The 25,815-nt window shown below is 40.1% G+C and carries 26 protein-coding genes; 5 read left to right on the top strand and 21 right to left on the bottom strand.

The window, feature by feature from the left end; genetic code table 11:
- The first annotated feature begins 22 nt into the window (after window positions 1–22).
- Window positions 23–1,492, top strand: coding sequence for an MFS transporter (locus FKG96_RS15865; RefSeq protein WP_013666977.1), 1,470 nt, complete (start codon window positions 23–25; stop codon window positions 1,490–1,492).
- Window positions 1,493–1,677: 185 nt separating this feature from the next.
- Here the strand turns inward: FKG96_RS15865 and FKG96_RS15870 are convergent, their stop codons facing one another.
- On the bottom strand, window positions 1,678–1,938 hold the full coding sequence (locus FKG96_RS15870; RefSeq protein ID WP_130855956.1) for a hypothetical protein: 261 nt from the start codon (window positions 1,936–1,938) through the stop codon (window positions 1,678–1,680).
- Between the two features lie 335 nt (window positions 1,939–2,273).
- Here FKG96_RS15870 and FKG96_RS15875 point away from each other — a divergent pair, with 335 nt between their 5' ends.
- Window positions 2,274–2,483, top strand: coding sequence for a hypothetical protein (locus tag FKG96_RS15875; RefSeq protein WP_130855955.1), 210 nt, complete (start codon window positions 2,274–2,276; stop codon window positions 2,481–2,483).
- 20 nt (window positions 2,484–2,503) lie between these two features.
- On the opposite strand, the gene FKG96_RS15880 is transcribed toward FKG96_RS15875, so the two are convergent.
- From FKG96_RS15880 to FKG96_RS15895, 4 genes are all read right to left on the bottom strand, one after another.
- Window positions 2,504–3,583: an SDR family oxidoreductase gene (locus FKG96_RS15880; protein ID WP_130855954.1), complete on the bottom strand. Its 1,080-nt coding sequence runs from the start codon at window positions 3,581–3,583 to the stop codon at window positions 2,504–2,506.
- A gap of 61 nt (window positions 3,584–3,644) precedes the next feature.
- On the bottom strand, window positions 3,645–4,430 hold the full coding sequence (locus FKG96_RS15885; RefSeq protein ID WP_130855953.1) for a carboxylesterase: 786 nt from the start codon (window positions 4,428–4,430) through the stop codon (window positions 3,645–3,647).
- Window positions 4,431–4,517: 87 nt separating this feature from the next.
- Window positions 4,518–4,763 carry a hypothetical protein gene (locus tag FKG96_RS15890; protein ID WP_013666981.1) on the bottom strand — a complete coding sequence of 82 codons (246 nt, stop codon included), beginning with the start codon at window positions 4,761–4,763 and terminating at the stop codon, window positions 4,518–4,520.
- Window positions 4,764–4,777: 14 nt separating this feature from the next.
- Entirely contained in the window at window positions 4,778–5,488 is a 711-nt protein-coding gene (locus tag FKG96_RS15895) for a ferritin-like domain-containing protein (protein WP_130855952.1), read from the bottom strand.
- 341 nt (window positions 5,489–5,829) lie between these two features.
- On the opposite strand from FKG96_RS15895, the gene FKG96_RS15900 reads away from it, so the two are divergent.
- The 3 genes from FKG96_RS15900 to FKG96_RS15910 all read left to right on the top strand — a co-directional run bounded on the left by FKG96_RS15900 (window position 5,830) and on the right by FKG96_RS15910 (window position 8,257).
- Complete coding sequence (locus FKG96_RS15900) at window positions 5,830–6,603, top strand: OBAP family protein (protein ID WP_242627183.1); 774 nt, start codon at window positions 5,830–5,832, stop codon at window positions 6,601–6,603.
- Window positions 6,604–6,665: 62 nt separating this feature from the next.
- Window positions 6,666–7,181: a CinA family protein gene (locus FKG96_RS15905; protein WP_013666984.1), complete on the top strand. Its 516-nt coding sequence runs from the start codon at window positions 6,666–6,668 to the stop codon at window positions 7,179–7,181.
- Between the two features lie 20 nt (window positions 7,182–7,201).
- Window positions 7,202–8,257, top strand: a complete 1,056-nt coding sequence (locus FKG96_RS15910) for an AI-2E family transporter (RefSeq protein ID WP_013666985.1) — start codon at window positions 7,202–7,204, stop codon at window positions 8,255–8,257.
- 5 nt (window positions 8,258–8,262) lie between these two features.
- Here the strand turns inward: FKG96_RS15910 and moaCB are convergent, their stop codons facing one another.
- The 16 genes from moaCB to nirB all read right to left on the bottom strand — a co-directional run bounded on the left by moaCB (window position 8,263) and on the right by nirB (window position 25,808).
- Window positions 8,263–9,174, bottom strand: coding sequence for a bifunctional molybdenum cofactor biosynthesis protein MoaC/MoaB (moaCB, locus tag FKG96_RS15915; RefSeq protein WP_130855950.1), 912 nt, complete (start codon window positions 9,172–9,174; stop codon window positions 8,263–8,265).
- Between the two features lie 53 nt (window positions 9,175–9,227).
- Entirely contained in the window at window positions 9,228–10,325 is a 1,098-nt protein-coding gene (locus tag FKG96_RS15920; protein WP_130855949.1) for a HesA/MoeB/ThiF family protein, read from the bottom strand.
- Between the two features lie 12 nt (window positions 10,326–10,337).
- Window positions 10,338–10,571, bottom strand: coding sequence for a MoaD/ThiS family protein (locus FKG96_RS15925; protein ID WP_130855948.1), 234 nt, complete (start codon window positions 10,569–10,571; stop codon window positions 10,338–10,340).
- A gap of 1 nt (window position 10,572) precedes the next feature.
- Complete coding sequence (locus FKG96_RS15930) at window positions 10,573–11,313, bottom strand: sulfite exporter TauE/SafE family protein (RefSeq protein ID WP_013666989.1); 741 nt, start codon at window positions 11,311–11,313, stop codon at window positions 10,573–10,575.
- The gene (locus tag FKG96_RS15935) at window positions 11,306–12,505 is read right to left on the bottom strand and encodes a molybdopterin molybdotransferase MoeA (protein ID WP_130855947.1); all 1,200 of its coding nucleotides are present in this window, start codon (window positions 12,503–12,505) and stop codon (window positions 11,306–11,308) included. Before FKG96_RS15935 ends, FKG96_RS15930 begins: the two co-directional genes overlap by 8 nt.
- A gap of 21 nt (window positions 12,506–12,526) precedes the next feature.
- Window positions 12,527–13,507 carry a GTP 3',8-cyclase MoaA gene (gene moaA, locus FKG96_RS15940; RefSeq protein ID WP_130855946.1) on the bottom strand — a complete coding sequence of 327 codons (981 nt, stop codon included), beginning with the start codon at window positions 13,505–13,507 and terminating at the stop codon, window positions 12,527–12,529.
- On the bottom strand, window positions 13,497–14,135 hold the full coding sequence (locus FKG96_RS15945; protein ID WP_130855945.1) for an NTP transferase domain-containing protein: 639 nt from the start codon (window positions 14,133–14,135) through the stop codon (window positions 13,497–13,499). Before FKG96_RS15945 ends, moaA begins: the two co-directional genes overlap by 11 nt.
- Window positions 14,136–14,144: 9 nt before the next feature.
- Window positions 14,145–15,326 (bottom strand): XdhC family protein, encoded by a 1,182-nt coding sequence (locus tag FKG96_RS15950; protein WP_130855944.1) that lies wholly within the window; start codon window positions 15,324–15,326, stop codon window positions 14,145–14,147.
- Window positions 15,327–15,331: 5 nt separating this feature from the next.
- Entirely contained in the window at window positions 15,332–16,519 is a 1,188-nt protein-coding gene (locus FKG96_RS15955; protein WP_130855943.1) for a cysteine desulfurase family protein, read from the bottom strand.
- Window positions 16,520–16,841: 322 nt separating this feature from the next.
- Complete coding sequence (locus FKG96_RS15960) at window positions 16,842–18,089, bottom strand: rubredoxin domain-containing protein (protein WP_130855942.1); 1,248 nt, start codon at window positions 18,087–18,089, stop codon at window positions 16,842–16,844.
- A 9-nt stretch (window positions 18,090–18,098) separates the two neighbouring features.
- Entirely contained in the window at window positions 18,099–19,358 is a 1,260-nt protein-coding gene (locus FKG96_RS15965; protein WP_130855941.1) for an alginate export family protein, read from the bottom strand.
- A 62-nt stretch (window positions 19,359–19,420) separates the two neighbouring features.
- A complete protein-coding gene (locus tag FKG96_RS15970) occupies window positions 19,421–20,092 on the bottom strand; it encodes a response regulator transcription factor (RefSeq protein ID WP_013666997.1) in 672 nt (223 codons plus the stop codon).
- Window positions 20,089–21,918 carry an ATP-binding protein gene (locus FKG96_RS15975; protein WP_130855940.1) on the bottom strand — a complete coding sequence of 610 codons (1,830 nt, stop codon included), beginning with the start codon at window positions 21,916–21,918 and terminating at the stop codon, window positions 20,089–20,091. The genes FKG96_RS15970 and FKG96_RS15975 overlap by 4 nt, the downstream gene beginning before the upstream one ends.
- 69 nt (window positions 21,919–21,987) lie before the next feature.
- Window positions 21,988–22,854, bottom strand: a complete 867-nt coding sequence (locus tag FKG96_RS15980; RefSeq protein ID WP_130855939.1) for a formate/nitrite transporter family protein — start codon at window positions 22,852–22,854, stop codon at window positions 21,988–21,990.
- A 17-nt stretch (window positions 22,855–22,871) separates the two neighbouring features.
- A complete protein-coding gene (gene nirD, locus FKG96_RS15985) occupies window positions 22,872–23,288 on the bottom strand; it encodes a nitrite reductase small subunit NirD (RefSeq protein WP_013667000.1) in 417 nt (138 codons plus the stop codon).
- Between the two features lie 18 nt (window positions 23,289–23,306).
- Window positions 23,307–25,808 carry a nitrite reductase large subunit NirB gene (nirB, locus tag FKG96_RS15990; RefSeq protein ID WP_013667001.1) on the bottom strand — a complete coding sequence of 834 codons (2,502 nt, stop codon included), beginning with the start codon at window positions 25,806–25,808 and terminating at the stop codon, window positions 23,307–23,309.
- Window positions 25,809–25,815: the final 7 nt, after the last annotated feature.

Genomic DNA, 25,815 nt, shown 5'->3' on the forward strand with positions numbered 1-25,815 from the left:
TATTCAAAAAATCTGTACTCTCATGAAGCTAACGCCTAAAGAAGTATTAACAGAAGAGGAAATTCGCCATGGACTTAATATGGTTATATGGGACGGACTCGCTGCTGAAATCATGACCTCTTTTACAAGCGGAGCGTTTTTAGTTGCCTTAGCGATTTTGATAGGTGCTAATAATGTTCAGATCGGTTTGCTTGCCGCATTACCCATGATTACCAATCTCTCCCAGCTCATATCAATATGGCTTGTGCGTAAATATAATAATCGAAGGGCTGTAGCCGTTTTCTGTGCTTTTTTAGCAAGGACACCCTTGGTTCTTATAGGTCTTACCGTATGGTGGACAACAGACATTTCGGTAAATATATTGATCTTCTTTCTTTTTTTCTATTATTTTTTTGGCTCTATCGCAGGGCCCAGTTGGAACTCGTGGATGAAAGATATGGTTCCTGAGAATATGCTGGGAAGTTATTTTTCTAAACGCAGCAGGTATACGCAAACAGTAAATGTTATTTTAAGCATAATATTGGCGCTTTTACTCGATTTTGTAAAAAATCGTTATCCGCAATACGAATTATATACGTATGCAACCTTTTTTATAATTGCAGGTGGCATAGGGATTTTAGGAGGATATTTATTGTCTAGAGCACCGGAACCTCAGTCTTACTTGACGAGTGCCAATATTTTTTCTTTGTTCACACTTCCGTTAAAAGACGACAACTTCAGGCGATTACTTGTTTTCAACTCAGCTTGGGTATTTGCATTAAACATCGCTACGCCATTCTTCACTGTTTTTTTAATAAAAAGCTTAGGCTTACCGCTGTCGTATATTATTGTTTTGGGAATTATAAGTCAACTATTCAGTATATTGACACTACGTATATGGGGCATATTTTCTGATCGATATAGCAATAAAAGTATTATTAGATTAAGTGCCCCACTCTATATCGCCTGTATTATTGGATGGTGTTTCGTAGGGATTTATTCACATTTATATGCCAACCTCGCGCTATTGGTAATCATATATATTTTGAGTGGGATCGCTACGGCAGGTATTAACTTATCATTAACGAATGTTGGCTTAAAATTAGCGCCAAAGGGCGACGCTATTGTTTATTTATCGGTAAAGAATATCGTCACGGCCGTTTTTTCATCGCTTGCACCATTAATCGGTGGCTTTTTGGCAGACTATTTTACCGATATAAAAATTTTGGTGACCGCCCAGTTGAGTAGCCCCTATTATAGCAAGCTGGTTAAACTCCTTTCTTTACATGAATGGAATTTTCTTTTTTTAATCGGGGCGCTACTTGCCTTGGTTGCACTTGAGTTCTTAGGTCGCGTGAAAGAGGTTGGCGAAGTTGAAAAAGACATTGTCAAACGTATTATGCGAACGAGTATAAAAAATAACCTACGTGAATATTTTGTAATTGGAAATATTATCAATTGGCATGAGCAGCTGGTTGCCATACTGAAACGAAGAACAAAAAAAACACCTTAGCTTCATTTGCGCATAAGCTAATATTACCTGATAGCAAAATTAGACCAAATTTCTATACGCTTTTTCTTTGCTTTACTAATGGTGTCTTTGTATGAGAAAGAATAGATTACCCTTTGGTATTAGTGACCAAACAATATGAAAATAACAAAAAACGACTTCAGCTATTTTGTGAAAAAAGTGATCGCTTATTTAAATCTCTCCGTGTTTAGTACTTTGTTTAGGCCGAAATGGGAAATTAAGGCCTTTCCAATGTTATCGACGCTTTGTTGATCGGCCACTCCATTGACTAAACGCCATGTGCCTTCACCATTGCTAATAATCGACAACTGCTCACCTCCCCCCCTGTTAATAACGAAAACATCTCCTTGCCGTAATACATCTACAGTCTCTATTTTACCGGCTCCATTGATATCGATATTTATTTTGTTATTCTTGTTTGGTATCATGTTACATCTATATGTGAGTCGTATACCATCGGGTACAATATTCCTGCCATCGACCAATTTTGCTCATGCCTAATATTGACTGCTTAAAAAATGCACAGATTTTCAGGATATGAATTTATCTATGTTAAAAAGAGTTACAGCGGTATACAAATTTTAGTACACCGAAAAAATCGGTCCAAATGAAAAGACTGCCTCGCCAAATATAAATGTTGTTGGACCGACTCGCTAAAAATAGAAATTTGGGATAAATACCGGCTGCAATCAAAAGACTATCATCGAAAGCGTATATTTAAGTCAAATGGAATAAAAATTGATCTATCTATTAAAAAAACACTATGAAAAGCTCCAAATTGCTCTTTTTTATTTTCTTCGTTGTCTTTTTTATAAATGGTTGTGGCTGTGACAGTCAATCACCTGATGATGTAGAAGAACAGTTCGATCCGGACACGATTGAAAAGCAGCAGCCTTCAGATTCAACTTTAAGTGAAAAAATGTATCCAATGAACACCGATAGTGCTGCTCAAAGGGACAGTTCAAGAAAATAAAAGCAGCTAATAGAGATGAATTATTCAGACAGTTGACGTTTTCTTGCAATTCCTTTTACCTTCCTAGATAATAGCGGTGCTACTAACAACAGAGCCGTTAATCCGAGGATTCCTAAGGCACCTTTCGCTAAAGTAGGTCTGATCTTCTCTTTCGTAGCGTATCGCCACCCACCTATTATACCTACATTATAGGCGAGCGGAAGAAAAACATTACCATCAGTTTTCACCGATAAATCTGCGCGTTTCAGGTATGATGAAATTATCCTATAAGAAAAGTACGAAGTTAGCTTTGGGAAAAGCCGGTAAGCAAGAGAAAGCGCGGCGGCAGACAGATGAACCCAGTTAAAGCTTGCAGGATTATCAGCTAATTTCAATATACTTTTTGCAAATCTGACAGGGTCATGTACAGGAGGCATCGGTTGAATCACTTTTCCGGTATAGTTGGCCGCATGCGACATACCCGGTGTATCAAGAAAAGCAGGATATACATCGCAAATATGAATATGAGGCCATTTCCTTAATTCCGCCTTTAATGCATCTGAGAAGCCTCTAATACCAAACTTACTGGCGGAATAACTTACGCCATAAGGTACTGGTAAAAAGCCGCCAACCGAGATATTATTAATGAGCGTTCCTCTGCCCTGCTTCTTAAAATAGGGTATTACTGTATACGCACCATGTAAATAACCCATTAGGTTAGTCTGAATAAGTTGATCATGTACTTCTATAGGCATATCTTCGAAATTACCTACCGCCAGAACACCGGCATTGTTAATCCATATATCAATTCTTTTTTTAAAAGAGGCTGCCATATCAGCCAAGCGAATAACTTCTAAAGGCTTGGAGACATCGGTTTGCTGGACGAGAACCTCAGCTCCAAGAGATCGGCAATCGGATGCCAGCTCTTCTAGTGCTTCTATGTTTCTAGCCGCTAATACCAAGGTTGCTCCTGCTAGAGCGAACTGTTCTGCCATTGCTTTACCTGATCCACTAGACGCGCCGGTTATGACGATGACTTTATCACTGAAATTTTTCCTATATCTTCTTTTCATATCCCTTTCTTCTCTAGTGGTCTCAAGCATCAGATAGTCGCGCCACATCACAAGAACTGTTTAAGGGTGCCGCAGTACCGTAGGTTGAGAATGATAGCTATAAGCTATGCTATATTAATTTTACAGAGGGTTCGGTTTGCTGGCCTTTAATCCAGGTATATACATAATCCGCCACCTCTTCCCATCCTGGTTCTCCACAGATGAAATGGCTTCGTTGGGGAAAAGATTTAAAATTGACAATGCTCTCACTATCTGTATAAGCCCTTGCATTTTTTTGCGCTAAAGCCACGGGGATAATTTTGTCTTCTTCCCCTATTATAAAAAGTAATGGGATATGTGGTTTATTTAAATCGACTTGGCCTACCGGTCCCATACAATCGCGTAAAATATTACGACTATCATAAACAGCGTAGTCCTCCCAAGCTATGTCGGAAGTGCTTTTATCTAATGTGTTGGCAAAAAATTGATGGAAAGAAGTTTCGTCCATCACAAAAGGCTTATTGCCCTTTAGCGGATTTGTTATCAGCGCACTGTTTTTAATAAAGTTCCAATCGAATTCAAGCATAGCATTCGGTGCAACGGAACTAATGGTTACAGCAAGGCTAACTAAGTCTTTATTGGCAAGTAACTGGGCTATTAAACCGCCAACTGAATGACCGATAACGACTGGCTTGTCATGCTTCAAAATTTCATGCGTCATACTCGCTACCACCTCGTCTAAATGTAGATCGCCAAGATTAGCAGGTGGATTGCTCCTAAGAATAGCAGGTTCGTCCTCATGTAAAGGCCAAAAAAGCGAACGGCAATTATAACCACGCGCTCCGAAGAATTTTTCCCACGGTTTCCAACTTTTGGCAGTTAAGAACATGCCATGAATAAAAATTATATCTTTCATTCTTACATAATTGCTTTTGCTTACTATTGAGTTCCCTGGTATATTTAAAAACCAGCCTTCGTTTATTATAAGATGGAGCTAATTCTATCAGAATACAACATCACTATTTGGATTGTTCGCCCTTTCTCGAAGACCATTAACGATTACCGACAATATTTCCGGATTAAAATCCTCTTCATCGACAACTTTCCAATCCTCACCCTCCTTTACAATCACAAACGATTCTTTATCCGGATAAAGAATCCGCCAGCCCTGTTGTCCGTTATAGTCCTCAGGTTCAGCACTCAAACGTACCACAGTGTCGGTAACAGGTTCTTTTATTGTAAATTCCATAACTCAACCTTTGTTTATTTCTTAATCTTTGATTCCCCGTCCATTTTATCAGTTTTATTAGCTTTACTCCCTTTGCTTGTCCCCGTAGGTGATTTAGTCCCTTTAGCTCCCTGTTTTGCAACATTAGTCTCCCGTTCTTCTTTCAGCGGTGCTTTTGACGATTTCTTTCGGCCGCTTACACTTATCGGTGTTGGCTCATCTGACAATTCACGCTTAGCGGCTTTATTCAGCTGTTCTTCCGCCAGTTTAGTCAATTTAGCGTCTGTCGCTTTTTCTTCTTCTAAACTTTGTTTAAGCAACCCTACTATCGAATTGTATCCGAGTAATGTTGCCAGATTGATAAGACTGCCATAGCAGGCAATTTCATAGTGCTCAACCTTTTGCGCTGCAATTACCAAGGCTACATCTCGCTGGAAAGATCCTTCCTCTGTTTCGTCAATAACTCGCCAGCCTTCATCAAATAATCCCTGCATACCGAGACTGCTTCTTTCATTGATTGGTTTTCCTAACTGATCAAATATTTGCTCTATTCGTCTCAATTGTTCATGCGTCTCGCTCATATGCATATCGAAAGCCTTCTTAAGTTCATCGGTCGTTGCCGTGCTTTTCATGGTGTGTAGCACATTTCCGAGATGTTTTTCCGACCAATATATTTCGCTGATCATAGTATGGAAAAAAATAGATAGTGTAGAGTTTTCGTTGCTCAATTCTTGTATGTTGTTCATAATGCTGAAGTAAATCGTTTATTGTTTAAATTACTTAACATTCCTATACAATATCTCTACCTAATTGCCTAAAAAAAATACATTCTTAAAAATAAATGGATAAGGTGTTCAAAACGGCATTTTCAACTATATTCTTCAAACATATTAACATTGATTTTTTTTTGGCTTCATTTTAATAGTGTACTAAAATACATAATAGAGTGTCTTACATCTTAGATAACAATTGGAATGGAGTGGTACTGCTTTAGTAAATGGTTTACTTAATATCTTCCTTAGAAAGCGTATCCTCAAAAACATGGCATCTTAATTGGAACATAATGAAACTAACTAATATCGACTCTATGAGAACACTAGTGCCCATCGTTTCCGTTGTTTTTATTTTTGCTTGTGGAGGAAATAACACGCAAACATATGTGAATGAGCAGGGAAAAGATAAAACAATCAAAGACAAAGCATTAAACACGGGTGCTGATATACTACAGAATAAAGCTCCTTTAAGTGCATTTAACGTCTATCTAAACGGCTTTCACTTTTACAATGGTAATATGAATGCTCAAATGGAAGCGCATCATTATGTTAGCCAATTAAATGAAGATTTCTATCAAGCAATTATTTTTGATGGCAATTCGAAAGACTCGAAAATAATGGGTATTGAATATATAGTCACTGAAAAACTGTTTAATACCTTGCCTAAGGAAGAAAAAAAACTATGGCACTCGCATCATTACGAAGTCAAATCAGGTACGCTGGTTGCACCTGGCATTCCGGAAGCAGTGGAAAAGGAACTCATGGAAAAATTAATTTCCACTTACGGTAAGACCATACATACATGGCATACCGATCAGCAACATACCTTACCCATAGGCAGTCCCATGCTTATGATGGGATTTACACGCGATGGACAATTAAAAAATGATCTACTACGAGATAGGGATCACAGATTGGGCGTTTCATCTAGAGAAAGAAAAAAACAACGAAGTGAAATTCCTTTCCCAACGGTGGATCCGATGGCTAATGCTTGGGAGAAAGGTGAGTTACGCCAATTTATCGTTTCTGATCAAGTTGATAGTGCGCAAGATAAACATCAGGGATTATTGCCCCAAAGAACGAAGTAATCTTTAACAGCTACAGAACAAAATAAAATTAGGATGGTTATTTCTATAGTAATGATATAATTATGATAGAAACAGATTCAGTAGCCATTGAGCAATGTGCTAAATTACTTAAAGACAACCGTTTAACTATCGCCTTTGCTGAAAGCGCTACCGGGGGTAGTTTGACATCAACCTTCGCGAAACTGCCAGAGGCAGGGAGCTTCCTAAAAGGTGGCATAGTTTGTTATGATGCGAAGCTTAAAGAAAAACTCCTAGGTGTACCTAAAAGCTTGGTAGATCAGTATTCCCCCGAATCAAAAGAGGTAACACAAGAAATGGCCGTTCGGCTGAAAAATTTAATAGATGCTGACGTGTTAGTGGCGGTAACCGGATTGCCAAGTGCCGGAGGTAGCGAAAGTGCTGAAAAGCCTGTTGGAACCATGTTTTACAGTATTGTTCTTGGAAAGAAAGTGATGAACTGTCGAGAATTGTTTACGGGAACACCTGACGCCATTATTAGCCAGACAATCGAACAAATTGGTAAAACGATTACCAAAGCACTGATAAACCATCATCGTTTAGCAAATACTGCAGTTTAAAAGAAATAATAGAGAAGATAATGTCGGAAAATAACTCCCGGGAGACCGAAAAAAATGATTTAAAGCATTATACAAGAAAGTTGTGGATAACTGTTGGCATCATCTCTCTCCTGGTTATTGTTATTTTTATCTTAAAGGCTGCGTTTAATGTCTTGCTTATGGTTTTTGCCGGTTCACTGATGGCAATATATTTTCATGGGCTGGCCAACCTTTTAGAAAGAAAAATTAAACTTAGTCATGGATGGTGCCTGTTAACAGGCATCTTTATAACGCTTGCGTTGGTGGGTGTTCTGTTTTGGTTTCTTGGAGCGAAAATTTCTATGCAGGTAGGTGAAATGACACAGGATATACCAGAAATTTTGAGGGATGTAAGGGAACGTTTAGGCCGTTCTGACATAGGCAGGAAATTACTTTTTTATCTGTCTGACGGAAATGGCGAAAAGATGATGAAATCTTTTCAGGATGTGTTTCGAACGAGTTTTGGAGTGGTGGGCGATATGTATATCATTCTTTTTATCGGGATTTTCTTTACGGTTAACCCTAAACTATATCGTGAAGGAATTATAAAACTGATCCCCCCCGGAAATAAAAAGCAAGCAAGGGATGTAATCCGAAGGCTGGACTTCACATTGAAAGGATGGTTAAAGGGGATGCTAATTGCGATGTTTTTCATCGCCTCGTTATCCTTTATCGGATTGTCCCTTATCGGTGTTCCTATGGGACTCGCCTTGGCTTTTCTAGCCGGTTTTCTGAATTTTATTCCAAATTTTGGGCCTTTAATCGCTATGATTCCTGCCGTTTTGATCGGATTTACCGTAAGTGCCAATACCGCGCTATTAATCGCCCTGCTTTATGTGGTCATTCAAGCAATAGAAAGCAACGTTGTTACTCCAATGATCCAAAATGTAATGATAAAGATTCCTCCCGCGCTCATAATAATCAGCCAAGTATTGTTCGGAACGCTAACGGGAGGTTTGGGAATTATATTGGCCACCCCGTTGTTAGTGGTTATTATTGTTTTGGTTGACGAATTATATGTCAAAAAACAACGTCCCATGACGGATCAATTGGATTGATTGGGTTATCCATGGTTAAATCCTTTTTTTATTTTAAAAACGTGTAAAATAGCTGGGAACAACGCATCTATACTTTCCTCAACCCCTCTTGTGGAGCCCGGCAACGTAATGATTAGCATTTCTCCGATAAAACCTGCGATGCCTCGCGATAGCATTGACAAAGGCGTGCGCTGTTGCCCATATGCGCGGGCGGCTTCCATAATTCCGGGGATCTCTTGATCTAATAAGGGCCGTATGGCGTCAGGGGTTACATCACGTGATGAAAGGCCCGTACCTCCGGTATAGAGCACCAGTTGATAACCATTTTCTTTAAAATAATTTGCCTTTTCCCGGATAATATCTTTCTCGTCGGGGATAATGATGTATTCGCTAATCTGAATATCATATTTTTTCAGCTTACTTGCTATGATTTTCCCCGAACGATCTTCTTTTACACCTTGTGCAATGCTATCCGAGCAGACTATAACGGCGCATTTAAACGGTATCGGTACGGCTTCCCGAAGGTTCGATTTTCCTCCTTTTTTACTCTCTAGCCTGACGCCTCTTATCTCTATTGCCTTATCAATCGGTTTTAGCATATCATATATGGTAAGAGCAACGTTCATCGCACCATGCATGGCTTCCACTTCAACCCCTGTTTTGTAAATTGTGTGTACTTCCACTCGAATAACGATCGATAGCTCTACTATTTCAAAACTGATATGTGCATATTCAATGGGAACGGGATGGCAGTCGGGAACCAAATCAGCTGTTTTCTTGATAGCTAATAGGCCGGACGCCCTTGAAAATTCGAAAATGTCTCCTTTCGGAACGGCCTTATTACGAATGGCATGTATTGTCTCTTCTGATGATACTTGTACAGTAGCGATAGCAATCGCTTGTCGTAATGTGTTAAATTTATAAGTAATATCAACCATTTTACTTCTCTGTTTTTTTCAATAAGCTTTTTTTATTAGGTAACATCACGAGATTAAACCGGACATGCCAATGAGCTTACCCCTCCTTTCAAACTATAAACTCTCTTCTGCTGCACCTCTACGATTTCTTTATACTGTTCGGCAGCAAATAAGCTGCGCTTTCCGCTCTGACAGACAAACACAACAGTATCTTTTTGAATCAATTTGACCTGGTCCTTTAAAGTAGACAACGGGATTCTTAGATGATTGTATTTAGTGATTTTTGGTTTCTCGGAAATCTCGCGCACATCTACAATATCTACTTGGTCGTTCATGTATAATGCAGCCAATTGATCGGAATTGATTTCTTCTACGCTTGCAATTGGCGCAGAACACAAATATCCGTAGTCAATTTTTCGAAAATCTTCTTGGCTTTTTGGTTTTAATTGACTGCTCAACTCAGTGCTGTCAATTTCTATCGTATAACTTTGGTTATTTAGCGCGTTATAGGTTAAAAGTTTTCCTATAAGTGGCTCACCGATCCCGGTTACCAGCTTAATACACTCATTTGCTTGAAAATTGCCGATAATGCCGGGTAATATGTTTAAAACGCCAGCTTCACTACAGTTCATAATCTCCCCATTTCGCGGAGGAGAGGGGAAGATATCACGGTAATGTATACCATTTGCAAAAATAGCGACTTGACCCTCGTATTTAGATACAGCTCCGTAAATCAGTGGTTTTTCCAGAATAGCGCAGGCGTCATTGATCATATAGCGAGTTTCAAAGTTATCGGTACCGTCAATTACAATGTCATAATCTGCTATAATATCCAGCGCATTCACAGAGGTGATCCTTTCGTCGAATAAATCAATCTCAACTCCCGGGTTTACCTGTAGAAGCACACTTTTAGCGCAATCAACTTTCTTCTTCCCAATATCTTGCGTTCCGTATAATATTTGCCTATGGAGGTTACTCAACTCAATTAATCCATCGTCTACGATACCGATTCTCCCAAGACCTGCGGCAGTTAAATAAAGTAAAGCAGGACATCCCAGTCCGCCAGCTCCGATCATAAGTACTGACGATTGCAAAAGTTTCTTCTGTCCTGCAACGCCAAACTCGTTTAAAATAATTTGTCGGTGATAACGCTCGATTATGTCTTTTTCCATTTTCTCACCTTTTTATCCTCCCGAGAACGGTGGAAGTAAAGCTACTTCTACTTCGTGGGATAGTGCTACTTTCGTTCTAATGATTTTCTTGTTGATTGCAATTACATACTTGGTCTGTGCAAGCAAAGGATATTGGTCCGTTAAAACGGCGTTCAGTTGATCTGTGTCTTCGACATGATCCATTTTCAATTGCGAACAACCTGTAATATCGGTTAATTGACCAAAGAATAATATTGAAATAGACATTTTATATCAAATTAGGTAAAAATAATTTGAAGGACGCGACCATCAGAACTAAGGCCAGTAATAACTTGATTGCTGATTGTTGAAAACGCAAGGCACCAAAATAGGAGCCAAATAATCCTCCTGTAAAGGCAACAAGCACATAACTGACCATATCCGGGCTAAACGTTATACCCTTTGTTATTTGACCGAACAAACCTGATAACGAATTTACAAAAATAAATAAGGCACTGATGGCCGCCGTTTGTTTTTGATTTGTCCAGGCTAGCAATAATAAGATGGGTGAGAGTATGACCCCACCTCCTATTCCCAGCAATCCCGACAAGAAACCTATACTTCCTCCAATCAAGAGCAACCAACCTATAGCCGGCTTTTTTGTTTCATCTACTTCTATATCTTTAAAAAATAAAAAACGAATGATCGGGATGAGTAGAAATATACCTAATAGCTTTTTATAAAGATCGGCATGAACCACCATACTTCCTCCCACGAAAGCCATTGGTATAGAAGCTAATGCGAGCGGCCAGAATAATCTACTATTAAAATATTTTCCCTTATAATAATATGTGAATGAAGTAAGTGCTACGAAGAGATTAAGCATGAGGGCGGTTGGTTTCATTACGGCAGGCGTAATCCCGAACAAAGCCATAAGGGCAAGGTAGCCACTAGCTCCGCCGTGTCCGACGGAAGAATATAAAAAAGCAACTGCAAACAGTACTATGTAAAATACCAATAAATTATCCATAAGTGGGAATTAAATGTATTTCAACCAACTCCTCTTCTAAATAGGTTTTCATTTCCTCATTCAGTACAACAAGGCAATTGGCCATAGCGAACGAGCGTAGCCTATAAGATTCCTGCGCATGGAGTATGGTGACTTTATCATTATCGTAATATCCTTTCAAGAAGTGTATTAATTGATTATTTTTTGTATACGATATTCGTAAGGGTACCTTTAATGTCTTCAATTGCTTTTCGTGTCCTCCAAAGGAGCGTAGTGCCGGCCAAACGTACTCGTAAAAACAGGTTAAAACAGATGAGGGATTTCCGGGCAGTCCAAAGACCATTTGTTCTGACTTCCTTCCGAAAAATAACGGCTTTCCGGGGCGCTGTTTAATCTTATGAAAAAGCTTTTCTACTTCACATGCTTCAGCTGCCCTTACCACAAAATCGTAATCTCCAACGCTTACACCACCTGTAAGAATTATCACGTCTGCAAATGCCAATGCGTTTTGTAGCTGGATAATTGTGTCATCTAAGTTATCTTTCACATAATATGTTTTAACTCTGTTTATTCCCATTTGCAGCAAGGCAGCTGATAACATAGCAGAAGATGCCTCATATACTTCACCATGAGCAAGGGGCGTACCCGGCTGTTTAAGTTCATCGCCTGTAACAATAACAGCGACGGAAGGTGACGCGAATATATCAACCTCGGACAGACCAATTCCACATAAAAAGCCAATGGTAGCCGGGCCAAGCACGGTACCGGCGGCCACAGCTTGCTCTCCCTCTTTGATTTCCGAGCCTTTTAATCTCACGTTATCGCCTAAGGAAATAGACGGATCTTTGATTACAATCTGATTATCTTTTAGTTCAATTAATTCTTGCTTGACAACCGTATCTACGCCTAAAGGAAGTGCAGCACCGGTAAAAATACGTGCCGCATTGGTTTCCGGTACCCGAAGCGGCCCCTTACTTCCTGCAGGAATCTCATGGGTTACAGAAAGTGATTGTTCTTGTTTCCAATACTTAAAGGAAAAAGCGTAGCCATCCATCGAAGATTGATGAAATGCAGGAATATCAATCGGAGCATATAAATCAGTTGCCAAGACTTTTCCCAAGGCGTCTTGAACAGGCACACGAAGAATTTTCTTCTTAATTTGCTGCTCATTAATTATGTTTTTTGCTTCCTCAACGCTAATCAATCGATCCATATATCTGTATTTATTTGTCTATTAGCCTCCGATACTAATCATGCTTCTATTTTTGAGGCTCTCCTGCTTAAGCTTGCTGAAATCTACGCTAAATTGTCCGCCTAATTTTTCTGCTTTTGTTGATATGTTTTGTAAAATTAACGGTTCGAGCGGTAAACCATCTCTCAGGGCGCTCAATAAATCACTCTCATTTTTTGAGAATAAACAATTCTTCATTTTTCCATCGGCGGTTAATCGTAAGCGATTACACCCTTCACAAAACGGCGCACTCATTGTACTAATAACTGAAAACCGCCCCTTATGCCCACTGATTTTATAATGTTTGGCCGTGTCGTGTAATGATCCTTCAATCACTTGAATTTTGTGTTTTGATTCAACGAGACTTACGATTTCTTTGAGGCTGAATACTTGATTGCTTGTCCATTTATTACCTTCAAAAGGCATAAATTCAATAAATCGTACATCCAAACTTTCCTCTTTTGTCCATGCCACAAAATCCAATATTTCATCTTCATTAAAATCCCTCATCACCACCATATTGATTTTGACCTGAAAACCTTGTTGTAGCGCCATATGAATATTTCGCATAGTTAAATCGAATTTATCTCTTCGGGTTAACCTTTTGAACTTTTCGGCTGATAGGGTGTCCAAGCTAATATTAAGTGTGCCAATACGCGCCTTTCGTAAAACATCAAAATAACGATCTAATAGAATGGCATTGGTTGTAATATGCAAGCTTACAGGCAGCTTCGCCAGTCGCAAAATGATGTCGCCAAAATCACTTCTAACCATCGGCTCTCCTCCCGTAAGTCGAATTTTATTTACACCTAATCGGACAAAATGACCAGCTATGATTTCTAACTCGGTTGCGGACATTAAATGTTTCATCGGCGTAAAGTCGTAACTCTCTTCGGGCATACAGTAAAAGCAGCGCAGGTTGCATCTATCAGTTAACGATATCCGCAAATAATCATGTACCCTATTGTATCTATCAACTATCATTTTTTCGCTGTTTTAATTGCTTTTTTTCAATCGTTGAGGCAATTAGACGTGTGTAAGCCTCTTCTGTATCCACATCTATTTCACCGTACGACAGCGGAATGGCTATTGCTTCTGCTCTGTGTTTTTGGATGAGTTTTTTTGCTCCTATATCTCCTGTTAAGAGAGTCAGCTCGTTGAACAATGTTTTATTGAACAGAGCAGGCACGCCCAGTTGATCCGCGTATGAGCTCGCAACTATTTTTGCATCTGTTTTTCGCTGCTCTTCCATCAGTCTGTTTATATGTTTCTTGCTTACATAAGGCTGATCACATACCATAATAATTATGTTCTCGATTGCCGCATAATGTTTTAAGAGATAATCAACTCCACACCGGATGGAGGAGGCAATTCCATTTTTAAAATCGGGATTATAAACAAGGTTAATCTTTTGTCCTCGTATTTCGTCTTTTACGAGATCTGCAGCTGCACCCAACACGACGACTAATGCAGCAGGATTCGTTGCTTCAGCAATCTGAACACTCCGGCGAACCAAAGTACTCCCGCGATAAGATAGCAGTTGTTTCGGCCTACCAATGCGTTGAGAGGAACCGGCCGCTAATAAAATAATTCCATTCTGTATATTTTTCACCTTTGATTACTATCCTATAAATTGCTTGTTATCCGATATGACAATCTCATCGTTTCGGTTATGGATTTTTCCGGGATAATCCCGTAAAGACCCGCCATCTCTCCTAGCAAAAATAGCTTTTATTTCGGCAATTACAGACAGCGCTATCTCCTCCGGTGTTTCTGCGCCTATATTCAACCCCATGGGGCTATACAAATGAATTAAAGCCTCTTCTTGCCAATGGGCACCGGCTTCACGTAATTCCGTTAACATGCTGTGCTTTTTCTTTTTTGGACCCAGCATGCCGATATAGGGTACTCTGTTTTCTGATAGTAAGGAGTTTAGCAAGCTTTTGTCATATTGATAGTTATGAGTCATTAAGACGACAGCTGTCCTGTCATCTAATAAAACCTCATGCAATGCCTTATCGGCATCAGCAACAATTAGATGACAGGATGGAAAACGTGATGCTGTTGCATAAGCCGGTCGGCCGTCGATTAATGTAATCTGCCAACCTAACACTTCAGCCATGTCTATTAACGGAAAAACATCATTTCCCGCCCCCGCGATCACTAAGGAAATATCGGGAGCTAAATATTCAAAAATTGCCGTGAGTTCTTTGTGGTTTGAAGACGTCGTCGAAATGTTGTATTTTACAAGATACGTATGCTTATGTTCAAGTGTTTTATTGATATCATGTAAGAAAATATCAATTGATAGGGGTAGTGCGCCGGACTTAACAACCATCTTATTGTTTTTCATCAGCAAATAGGTTCCTTGTAAGGGATTCCATTTGTCGTCTAAGGAGAAAAAAGTAACGATCACGCTTGGTTCTCGCGTGTCTGCGGCTTTTCTCAGAAGTTCAATTGGGTTCGCATCATCATTTGTATTGATAGGTTCAATCAATATGCGGATAATACCATTACAGCCTAGCCCCATGCCAAAAATAGCATCCTCGTCGTCGCTCGTATCATAGGTTGCCAATAGCGGTCTTTGTTCCGCAATAGCCATAAGCGCCTTTCGTAGAGCGTCTCCTTCTAAGCAACCGCCACTAATGGCGCCGGTAAGGGTGCCATCTTCACTCACCAGCATCCTCGCACCCGGCCCTCTGTAAGAGGATCCGTCGACGTGTACAACCGTCGCCAAGGCTACACGCTGTCCCTTTTGACAAGCTATATCATATGCTCTTAAGATTTGCCTTATTTCTTTCATGAAATTTATAAAGTTAGCGGTTTTAATACGCTTAATCCATTTCCCGATAATGCTTCTTCTACAGCATCGGTTAATACGTTAATAGCATATACCACGTCTTCCATTTTTGTAAACCTACCCAAACTTATGCGAATCGCTTGGCCGGCTTCTTCCCTACTTAAACCCATCGCCTTTAACACATGCGATTCTTTCTGCATTAGCCCCGAACAGGCGCTGCCACGACTTAGAGCTAAATATTTGGAAACTTTCAGTAATAATCTTTCTGCATCCACCCCGGGGAACCGTATATTGCTTATATGAGGTAACCTGTTTATTCTTCCATTGACAGTGGAGCCTGCTACCTTTTCCAGGAGTGATTCCTCAAAACGATTTCGAAGCGATTGTAGGCGAGCTCCCTCGTCATTCATCTCCTCTTTACATATAGCTGCAGCCTGACCAAAGCCAACGATGCCTGGTATATTCAATGTGCCACCGCGATGACCCCGTTCCTGAGATCCTCCGTGCTGTTGCTTAAAAACAAGTGGCTTTTGTGATTTCTCGTTAATGAAAAGTGCTCCTACTCCTTTAGGTCCATATATTTTGTGTGCCGAAAAACATAACAGATCGATTTCATCCGCTTGAACATCAACGGGGATTTTCCCTACGGCTTGTGTAGCGTCACATACGAACTTAACTTGATGTTTCCGTGCAATAGCGCCTATTTCTTTTACCGGATTAACCACGCCTGTTTCATTGTTTGCGTACATAATTGAAATGGCAAGCGTTTCGGGCGTAATGGCGTGTTCCAATGCTTCAAGCGAAAGCCCCCCCTCTTTATCAACGTCGAGATATGTAATCGTATTTCCTTGCTGCTCGAGGTACCTACACGAATCTAACACGGCCTCATGCTCGACTTTTGTTGTTATGATATGGCTGCGCTTTCGGTTAGTTCCTTCCATCAGTCCTTTTAATGCCAAATTAACAGATTCCGTAGCACCGGAAGTAAATATCACTTGATTTGGTTTTGAACCAATTAGATCAGCTACTTGTTCTCTTGCTAATTCGACCGCATCTTTTGCCATCCATCCGTAATGGTGGTCTTTACTAGCAGCATTGCCGAAATAGTCAGTAAAATAAGGCAGCATCCTTTCCAAAACTCTTGGATCACAGGGTGTCGTTGCGCAATAATCTAAATATATCGGTAATTCTTTCATGCAAAAAACATTTTTTAAATGGCTGCACGTCAAGGCAATTCAACATCACTGTATACTCTTTTTCAGTTAGTTTTCCGTTAGCTTTTCTCCAATTTGGCTACATCGACAAGTTGGATTTGAACCGAAAGTGAACTGCAAAATATTTCAACAGCTTGCCGGACCGCGGCCACAAAACCTATGAGATTGTTATTATTTTGCCTATAGCACAGGAAGCCTCTATCAAAAATAATTTTTTTTAGCACAAATTTTTACAACCGGTTAAGAATGTTACATATCATTAATTAAGCATAACAGGATGAATAATCAAGGGCAGCTAGGTCCTTTATATTCTGAACCGTTTATAATAGAGTTTACTTAATTCAATAAGCAAGGCTGGTAAAATTTCCTTACCCACTAATTTTGCGTAACTGTAATAGATGGTACTGTTGGGGTTAAAGCCCTTAGCATATAACACATTATATGCTGCCAAATGATGGCTGCTTAATATATTGTCTTTTTGTATGACAATACTTGTAAACCATCTTTTGTCTTCAGCCGTTTCAATGGTAAATGTAAGACCATGGGTACATATGTCCTGTTGGTCAAGCTCTTGAACTAGGTATCTCTTTAATAGTAACGCTTCTTCATCTAGTACCGGAATGTGCCAATTTAACTCTAAACTGGAATGTCGCATATTAATCCCCATTTGTCCCATTAACTTTTCCCATTTTAACTGGTGCGTAGACTTTATTCCCTTAATCACAAAAGATTTCCATGGACTGATATAAATAAACGGAATACCACTTTCAATACATAATGTGCAGGATTTTTTTAGAAATTCGATATCAAATCTATTGTTACGCCAATATAAGCCAAGCCATAGGTTGGTTTCGTCAACATTGTTAAGCCCTTCATAATAGGGAAAAAATGTGTCCGGCAATTTCAGTTCGTCATTGCTTACAATACTATCCAGTTTTAGATACTCCGCCAAACCTACGATTAAATCGGGCAGTAGTAATTTCGGATTTTTCTGCCATTTGCTCTCAATAAATTTACTAAGTTTAGGAAGGTCCGACGAATGAATTAATGTAGGCCATTTTTCGAGCTCGTGTCTATTTTGTTCGCTGCGTAGGTATAAATACCAATAATCCGTATATTCAGAAGCGACGAAATTTAAATGCCCTGTAAAGAGGGGAACCATAGCCTGTTTAGGATCCGATAAATTAATTTTAAGCCGGGGCACAAAATGGAAGCTTTCCAATATGAAACGATATTTTTCCAGATTTAACCAAGAGGTATTAGCCGTTATATCCAGCGCAATGGCACTGCTGACAATATTTTGAAACGCATCCCGCTTTCCGTATTCGAAATCTATTTGATGCATTGTTAAATGTTGTTCTACGATAGGCAGTCTACTCTGTTCGACCGGAAACAATATATCTTCCCTAGATCCGAAATGGATGAAATCGTTGTTCGCCAGTTCACTTGCACGTAGAACTGATAGTAGATAGTTGGGGGCAATCATGCCTCCCTTTACAAATACTCGAACTAAATGTGCCCGATCGTATACGGATAACAAGCTTTCGGCCATATTATATATTTAGTGTTGTGCATCCTGAAAAAGTGTCGGTTTGAATGTGATCATTAACCACGCCCATGATGATTGTCCATGTAGGCTGCCTGCCTGCTTAATAATCGCCATACTCGAGGTGTAAAATAGGTGCGAATAACCACCTTTTAAGTTAACCTCCTTTGCCAAACTATAGGAAAAGGTCCAATCCAGTTCGGTGCCTAAATCGCGTGATCTAGGGATTCCTTCTTCATCCGTTATGGCGGAGGCCGCCGAAAAATGATGCCCATCCATAGATATTGTCCAATTTTTCTTGATCCAGTTTACTTTCAAAAATAAGTCATTTAGCCCTTTATTGCCATGGTCGCTCCCCACATAGAAATAATCCATATAGCCGTAAAATTTATGATGGGTTCCATAGAGCGGATCAAAGGCTTCATTTGTCTTAGAGCTTTGTTTGTCGCCACTAAGATAATCGTTTCCAAGTTCTATCTTATAAGTGCCCGTAGGTTTAAAAGACAGTTGTAAGGAAGCTAAAAAAGCGCGTTTTGAAAAACCGTCTTTATTTTTTCCGGTTTGATAGTACCCCTCTCCATAAAATACAAAAGGAGCGAATGATGCTTGCATATTGAAACCCGCAGTTTGCATAAAGTAACCGGTGTCCGGTGCATGTTGCCGCCCCTCATTTAAAGCAATAATAGAGGTGCTTATTTGCTTGAAGTCGTGATGAAACCAGGCGAATTGAAGTGATTTGTAGTTGTTTAATCCCTGATAATAGGTTTCACTTAATTTGGTGGGTTCGGGATTATTTGCGTCCTGGTTAAAGGCTAAGCCAATGTGGAGGCGATTTTTGCTTCCATTATATTCATATTTAAGCAAGTCATGACTTCTGCCCTGCTGAGCCCAGTCAAGATTTCCTAGAATACGTGCGTTATCATAGTCTAATTCCATTCGCCCAACTAAAAAGCGCTGCGCGCCATTAAATTTAAATCCGGCCCAAGCCTGCTGAAAATTTGTCAACGACGGATCAGTCTTACCCGCTTGATCCGTATTGCCCCAAATGCGCACATCTTGTGGAACCAGTACGAGATCCATTTTCTCGTTACTATAACTCAGGTAAATTCTGGAACGTTGTTCTATAAAAAAGGCAGGACGCTCAGTTTGATTTAGGGGTCTTTTAAAGCCATCCCGAAACTCTGCTCGTGGCCGAATTTCCGCGCTTACCGTGATTTGCGCTTGCGTATCTAAAACTAGAAACAGAAAAACAAATAAAGGGAATACAACTCGCATAAGATTTTATATATTACGTAAATATACGTAATATATAAAACAAATCAAGTAAAATTACGTGTTTATATTAGGTTTTCCTTCATAGCCTTATTAATCATGTCGACGGCATTGTTTACCCCTAATTTTTTCATGATATTAAAACGATGTGTTTCAATTGTGCGCACACTTTTCCCAAGTACTTCAGCTATATCTTTATTATGTTTACCGTTTATGACCATACCAAGTATTTGTTTTTCACGTTTAGAGAGGCCGTAAATATCGGTGTTACTTTCAACCGCTTCGTTCACCCGTATGCTACTACTTCCAGCTCCTCCCAACAATTGATTGGCCAATACATTGGATACAGAACCGCTGTAATACCGGATACCATTGTTGATTTGTTTTAGTGCTTTTATGAACTCATTCTTATCAGTATCCTTAAGCAAATACCCCCATGCGCCAACCCGTAAAGATTCGAGTACGTAATCTTCGGTATCATGCATAGACAACATAACGACTTTCGTGTTTTCCTTGTTTTGGGTAATAGCCTCACATGCTTCCAGACCGTTCATTTCAGGCATACGAATATCCATAATAGCTAAATCAGGCTGAAGCTCCTGTACACGTTGAATCGCTTGCATACCATTATCCGCTTCGCCTATAACCATTATATCGTCATCTGCCTCCAACATTGCTTTGATTCCATTACGCACTAAAATGTGATCGTCGGCTAAAAGCACCGTAATTTTACTCATATAGCTATATTTCCTGGTTTATTTTTCAAAGGTACAAAAAGCTTTATAATTGTCCCTAATCCAGGTTTTGATTCGATCAATAGCTTCCCATTAATATAAGTGGCCCGTTCTTGCATATTTAGGAAGCCGTGTCCATAATCTGCGTGAAATAGATCGGTGGATTTACTTTCGAAACCCACACCGGTATCTTTTATTGTAAGAACAAGCTCATCTGTGTTATGCTCTAAAGACACGAGCACTGTCGGTGAGTTCGCGTATTTAATAGCATTGTTCACAGCCTCTTGCACAATCCTATATATGTTGTTTTCTACTTTTGGCGAAAGCCTTTGTTGGAAATCAGTTATATTTTCAAAAATTAAGCGATTATTGCTGAGTTTATCTATTTCCTGAACCAGGTTTTTCAATCCGGCAACCAAACCATAATCACTCAACACAGGCGGCTTTAAGTTGAATGTAACGATACGTACTTCTTGAATGATATCTTTTATAAGTTTATTTATATCCAGTAATTTCTGCTCAGTTTCTTTTGTTTTGGAAAGGTCGATCGAAGCAGTTTGAAACTTAAGCGAAGTAAGCATTTGTCCGATGCCATCATGTATATTCATGGCGATACGTTTTCGCTCTTCTTCTTGTCCTTCTAATACCAGGATAGATCTGAATTTCTGTTCATTAACTTTCCGCTCTATTTCTGCCCTGTCCTTTTTATACATGTCTTGTTCGGCTAATCGTCTCGGCGTCATATCAGCAGCAAAAACCTGTAGCACATCTACTTCGCCTTCTTGATTATATATCGGTATAATATGTATATCCATATGCCGTTTCTCGCCTGACTTATCGCTGTAAACCAGTTCTTTATGCCAGTTTTTTAAATTTGATACCACATCGATCAATTGGTCATTAAAGTCATCTGCGGCTTCTCCTGCTAAACCGAATAAATTGGCAATAGTTTTATATCGTTGCTCTTCATGAGAGAAGCTGCGTAAATAATAATCGCTTACATAGTAAAGGTTTCCGCCTTTATCTGATTTGGCAATCAGACGGGGGGGCGCAACGGGTAAGGTAATGCCTGATATGCGTTCATAAGATTCCTCCAGTGAAGCATAAAGAGCCCCGATTTCCTTGCTCATTTGCTGGGCATCACTTTCAGATTTGATTAGTTTGATGAGTGTTTCATTTACTTTTCGTGTTGTAGGTATAAAAATCAACAGTACTTCCAATATGATTATAAGGAGAGAAATACCAAAGAGAATATACTCCGTTCGTTTCAATTTCACGATCTTTCCCGACGCAAGTTTTTCATAGGTGTTCACGATTGAATCCATATGCCGAAGAAAGATGGGCTCATGTTTCAAAACAGTTCGCATATCATTTTCAAGAAGTGGATAGCTAGATTTATCGCCATTTTTCAACTGAGAATAAATACGGTTGCTGGCAAAATAAATGCTATCAAAAACGGGTTGATTTTCAAGAAAAAGTCTGTTGATCGCTTTGCTTTTACTGATTGGTATGGCTGCCGCTTCATTTCCGTAGCGTAGGCTGGTGTTGTTCTCGATCCATTCCGCGTTAACGGAAGCGAGCTCTTTTAGAAGGCTGTCACGTTCTTTTGTGTTTAACCTATTTGTTAGTAAAATGAGTTTGCTTATCTTTTGGCTCAACATCCGCTGCCTACCCGCCATGTTGACGATATGTGCATCACTTTCCTGCTCCCTTAAGTGCCTTTGTACTAAAAATTGCCCTATGATAATACTTAAGGCTATAATGCTAAGCGCTAGAAGATAATACGCTCTTAGTCTGCTGAATTGATTATGCTGTGTATATATTCGCACGATGTTTTGGCATTCGTTTGTATTATCCAAAGCTACGAATATTGCGTTATTATCATACACCACGCTGCTTTATGAAAATTGTTCTTCCTTTACCTCTGTTTGTATTCGCTTGGAGGATGGGTATCTTTTTTCAATGTCGCTGGTTTGTTTTGTTTTTTTATGAAATGAGTAATACAGTGGAAGTGCCGTAAATAGGATGCCGCCTATGAAATTGCCGAATGTAACCGGGAGTTGATTGAATAACCACCAGTCAGCAAAAGAAACGTTCGCGCCCAATATAATGCCGGCTGGAATTAAGAACATATTTACAACTGCATGCTCAAAACCTTGTCCGAAGAATATAAAAATAGGCAACCATGATGCGACGATCTTTCCGGTAGAAGATGTTGAGCTCATGCCCAATACGATACCGGTTGTAACCATCCAATTGCAGAGGACACCTTTAGTGAAGGCGCTGAAGAGGCCGTCAAAACCGTAAGAAGCATAAGTTAAGGTTTTCGTTTCAGCAAGTTTTACAATGAGTAGTGCCACCGCATTCTTTTCCTCGTGCCCAAATTGGGTGGTTGATAGGCAAAAGAGAAAGGCGTAGAGAAGTCCACCAAGTAAGTTGCCGATAAAAACCAACAGTAGGTTTTTGAGTACCGATAGCGCATCTGTTTTCTTGTCCATGTAAGCCATGGGAAGCACGGCAAAGCTACCGGTGACAAGTTCTAACCCCATTAAGACGATGATTATAAAACAAGCCGGAAATAATGCTGCACCTACGATGGCGAGTCCGGTTTGTGTCGTAGCCGTTAGTGCTAAGGTTGTACCAAAGCCTAAAATGGCACCGGACAACACACCCCTGATTAGCAAGTCTCTACTCGCTAACATAAGCTTATCAACGCCTGCCTGAATCATACTTGCAGCGATTTGTGTTGGTTTATTATAATCCATAATCCGGAATTATGTTGCTATACTTTCAGGTCCTGCTGAATTGCATGTTCTGCTCTTTCTATTAACCCAACATATATTTCCCCGTTGATCTCTTTGACAGGAAAGGTGGTTATATGGCACTCGTCTCCGTTTAGACATTCGCCTGTTTTCAATGAAAAGGTTTTTTTATGAAAGGGACAAGCCACTTTAGGTTCTCCTTGCTGCGAGCCGATCATGCCTCTCGATAAAATCATCTGCATTTTATGAGGGCAAAGGTTTTGGCACGCATACCATTCATTCCGATTAGTGAAATTAAATACGGCAATCTGGAGCTCTCTGTGCTTGAAGCACAGCCCGCCGTTTTCCGGAAACTCATCACTGGTACCAACCTTCAACCAATGATCTACATGTTGTTCGTCGGATGGTTTATAACTCAAATAATCTATTTTTTGCATTTTTATTCATTTAAAACGTTACACAATAACATTCCAGTTAGTAGGAATTCGTTGTCCACGAAGCTCCTCAAATTGCAGGAAAGGATCGCCTTCGTCACTATTAGCAAAATGTTTGAATCGTCTCCTTATTGATTCGTTTTCGACAGCATGCTTCCATTCGCATTCATAGTTCGCAATTAAGCTTTCCATCTCAACTTCCAGTTCAGCTCCTATACCCAGCACATCATTAACGACCACATCATATAAATAAGGTAGTCCGCCTTCTAACTTGTTCAACCAAGTAGCCGTACGTGTGAGCGGTTCAGCCGTTTTAATGTAGTACATCAGGAAGCGGTCTAAATAGCGTATACAACTATCTTTATCAATATCTCCAATCAGCAATTGCGCATGCTGCGGTCTTGCTCCACCATTGCCGCAGACATATAAATTCCATCCTTTCTCTGTTGCAATAATTCCAAAATCTTTGGATTGAGCTTCTGCACACTCGCGTATACAACCGGAAACCGCTCCTTTTAACTTGTGAGGCGCTCGTAAACCCTTATAGCGATTTTCTATTTCTATGGCAAAACCAACTGAATCCTGCACGCCGAATCGGCACCAAGTTGATCCGACACAGCTTTTTATGGTTCTTAGCGACTTTCCATAAGCATGACCGCTTTCAAAACCGGCTGCAATAAGCTCTTCCCAAATGGCGGGAAGCTCGTGCAATTGGGCGCCAAATAGGTCTATACGTTGCCCACCGGTAATCTTCGTGTAGAGGTTATACTTCTTTGCTACCTGCGCAATTACTAGTAGTTTATCCGGCGTAATCTCCCCTGCAGGTATTCTTGGTACTACCGAATAAGAGCCACCCTTCTGGATATTGGCTAAGAAACGATCGTTCGTATCTTGTATGGTACTTTGTTTAAGAATAACTTCGTTCCATATGCTGGCAAGCAACGATGCTACTGCCGGTTTGCAGACCTCGCATCCGTCACCTTCGCCATAACGACCCAAAAGCTCGCTATAGCTCTTTATATTTTGAATTTTAATGAGGTCGTATAGTTCTTGTCTTGTATAGGCAAAGTGCTCGCATAGTGTTTTCTTGACAACCTTACCTTGAGATTCCAAAACAGATTTTAAAAGATCAGCCACCAGGGGTGTGCATCCGCCACATCCTGTGCAGGCCTTCGTGGCTTTCTTTATTCCTGCTAAATCAGTCAATTCATCTTTTGCAATCGCCTCACAAATGTTCCCTTTGCTAATTCCCTCGCAGGAGCAGATTTGAGCGGTATCGGGCAAGGAATCGACGCCCTGTCCACTGCTTTGTCCCGCACTGCGACTTCCCAGAATCAAATCAGCAGGATCTTCCGGTAAAGGCAAACCGTTTTGTGCAATTTGTAAAAGCATGTTATAAGAATCCGCCTCGCCTACCAGAATTCCTCCTTTAAGGTACTTACCATCTCTTGTTACATTAATTCTTTTGTAGACACCCTTCGCTTTATTTTCAAAAACAATGGGAACACACTCCTCTTCTGGATCCAGTGCGTCTCCAAAACTTGCAACATCAACACCTATTAATTTAAGTTTAGTTGACATGTCAAAGCCGGTAAATGATTTGTCATAGTCCCCACATAGCCTGGAAGCCACGACTTCGGCCATTTCGTAACCTGGGGCTACTAATCCATAGATCATTTCATTATGTAATGCCACCTCTCCGATCGCATAGATATCCGGGAAATTGGTTTGCAAATGATTATCTACCAAAATTCCACCCCTGCTGCCCGTTTGTATCCCACTTTTAGAAGCCAATTCATCCCGGGGTCTTATCCCGGCGGAAATAACCAACATATCACAATCCAATATACTTCCATCTGCAAAGGCAAGTCCAGCGATTTTGTCAGTTCCTAATATTTCCTTGGTGCTTTTTGACGTATGTATGTGTAAGCCGAGCGCTGATAACTTATTGCGCAATATGAAGGCTCCCCTTACATCTAATTGACGTGGCATTAAGCGGTCTGCAAATTCCACAATATGCGTTTCCAGTCCCATATCCAGCAAGGCTTTAGCTGCCTCTAATCCCAACAGGCCACCACCTATGACAACTGCTTTTTTTGCTGTTTTGCCGTAGATCTCCATCTGTTGTAAATCCTCGATAGTTCGGTAGGCAAAAACGCCCGTTTTATCGATTCCATGCAAAGGGGGGATAAAAGGAGATGAACCGGTTGCCAGTATAAGTTTATCGTAACTATCGCTTGTTCCTTTATGAGTGGTTATTTTCTTTTTTGTCGGATCAATTTCGGTAACCAACTCCCCAGTCACCAATTTAATATGATGTTCATTGTACCAGCCGGTAGGTGCCAACAGCAAATCGTCGGCTGATTTTCCCGAAAAATATTCACTCAGATGAACTCTATCGTACGCAGGACGATGTTCTTCTCCATAAACGGTAATTTCGATGTGGTTACTGTTTGATTTTTTACGTATTTTTTCGCAAAACTTGTAACTAACCATGCCATTTCCAACGATAATAATTTTCATATCAGAG

It is taken from the genome of Olivibacter sp. LS-1 (assembly GCF_008245145.1).
Taxonomy (GTDB): Bacteria; Bacteroidota; Bacteroidia; order Sphingobacteriales; family Sphingobacteriaceae; genus Olivibacter; species Olivibacter oleidegradans.

Bases quoted from the DNA above. Each gene is read 5' to 3' on its own strand.
- FKG96_RS15865 (WP_013666977.1), top strand. From the start codon at position 23: ATGAAGCTAACGCCTAAAGAAGTATTAACAGAAGAGGAAATTCGCCAT.
- FKG96_RS15870 (WP_130855956.1), bottom strand. From the start codon at position 1,938: ATGATACCAAACAAGAATAACAAAATAAATATCGATATCAATGGAGCC.
- FKG96_RS15875 (WP_130855955.1), top strand. From the start codon at position 2,274: ATGAAAAGCTCCAAATTGCTCTTTTTTATTTTCTTCGTTGTCTTTTTT.
- FKG96_RS15880 (WP_130855954.1), bottom strand. From the start codon at position 3,583: ATGTGGCGCGACTATCTGATGCTTGAGACCACTAGAGAAGAAAGGGAT.
- FKG96_RS15885 (WP_130855953.1), bottom strand. From the start codon at position 4,430: ATGAAAGATATAATTTTTATTCATGGCATGTTCTTAACTGCCAAAAGT.
- FKG96_RS15890 (WP_013666981.1), bottom strand. From the start codon at position 4,763: ATGGAATTTACAATAAAAGAACCTGTTACCGACACTGTGGTACGTTTG.
- FKG96_RS15895 (WP_130855952.1), bottom strand. From the start codon at position 5,488: ATGAACAACATACAAGAATTGAGCAACGAAAACTCTACACTATCTATT.
- FKG96_RS15900 (WP_242627183.1), top strand. From the start codon at position 5,830: ATGAGAACACTAGTGCCCATCGTTTCCGTTGTTTTTATTTTTGCTTGT.
- FKG96_RS15905 (WP_013666984.1), top strand. From the start codon at position 6,666: ATGATAGAAACAGATTCAGTAGCCATTGAGCAATGTGCTAAATTACTT.
- FKG96_RS15910 (WP_013666985.1), top strand. From the start codon at position 7,202: ATGTCGGAAAATAACTCCCGGGAGACCGAAAAAAATGATTTAAAGCAT.
- moaCB (WP_130855950.1), bottom strand. From the start codon at position 9,174: ATGGTTGATATTACTTATAAATTTAACACATTACGACAAGCGATTGCT.
- FKG96_RS15920 (WP_130855949.1), bottom strand. From the start codon at position 10,325: ATGGAAAAAGACATAATCGAGCGTTATCACCGACAAATTATTTTAAAC.
- FKG96_RS15925 (WP_130855948.1), bottom strand. From the start codon at position 10,571: ATGTCTATTTCAATATTATTCTTTGGTCAATTAACCGATATTACAGGT.
- FKG96_RS15930 (WP_013666989.1), bottom strand. From the start codon at position 11,313: ATGGATAATTTATTGGTATTTTACATAGTACTGTTTGCAGTTGCTTTT.
- FKG96_RS15935 (WP_130855947.1), bottom strand. From the start codon at position 12,505: ATGGATCGATTGATTAGCGTTGAGGAAGCAAAAAACATAATTAATGAG.
- moaA (WP_130855946.1), bottom strand. From the start codon at position 13,507: ATGATAGTTGATAGATACAATAGGGTACATGATTATTTGCGGATATCG.
- FKG96_RS15950 (WP_130855944.1), bottom strand. From the start codon at position 15,326: ATGAAAGAAATAAGGCAAATCTTAAGAGCATATGATATAGCTTGTCAA.
- FKG96_RS15955 (WP_130855943.1), bottom strand. From the start codon at position 16,519: ATGAAAGAATTACCGATATATTTAGATTATTGCGCAACGACACCCTGT.
- FKG96_RS15960 (WP_130855942.1), bottom strand. From the start codon at position 18,089: ATGGCCGAAAGCTTGTTATCCGTATACGATCGGGCACATTTAGTTCGA.
- FKG96_RS15965 (WP_130855941.1), bottom strand. From the start codon at position 19,358: ATGCGAGTTGTATTCCCTTTATTTGTTTTTCTGTTTCTAGTTTTAGAT.
- FKG96_RS15970 (WP_013666997.1), bottom strand. From the start codon at position 20,092: ATGAGTAAAATTACGGTGCTTTTAGCCGACGATCACATTTTAGTGCGT.
- FKG96_RS15980 (WP_130855939.1), bottom strand. From the start codon at position 22,854: ATGGATTATAATAAACCAACACAAATCGCTGCAAGTATGATTCAGGCA.
- nirD (WP_013667000.1), bottom strand. From the start codon at position 23,288: ATGCAAAAAATAGATTATTTGAGTTATAAACCATCCGACGAACAACAT.
- nirB (WP_013667001.1), bottom strand. From the start codon at position 25,808: ATGAAAATTATTATCGTTGGAAATGGCATGGTTAGTTACAAGTTTTGC.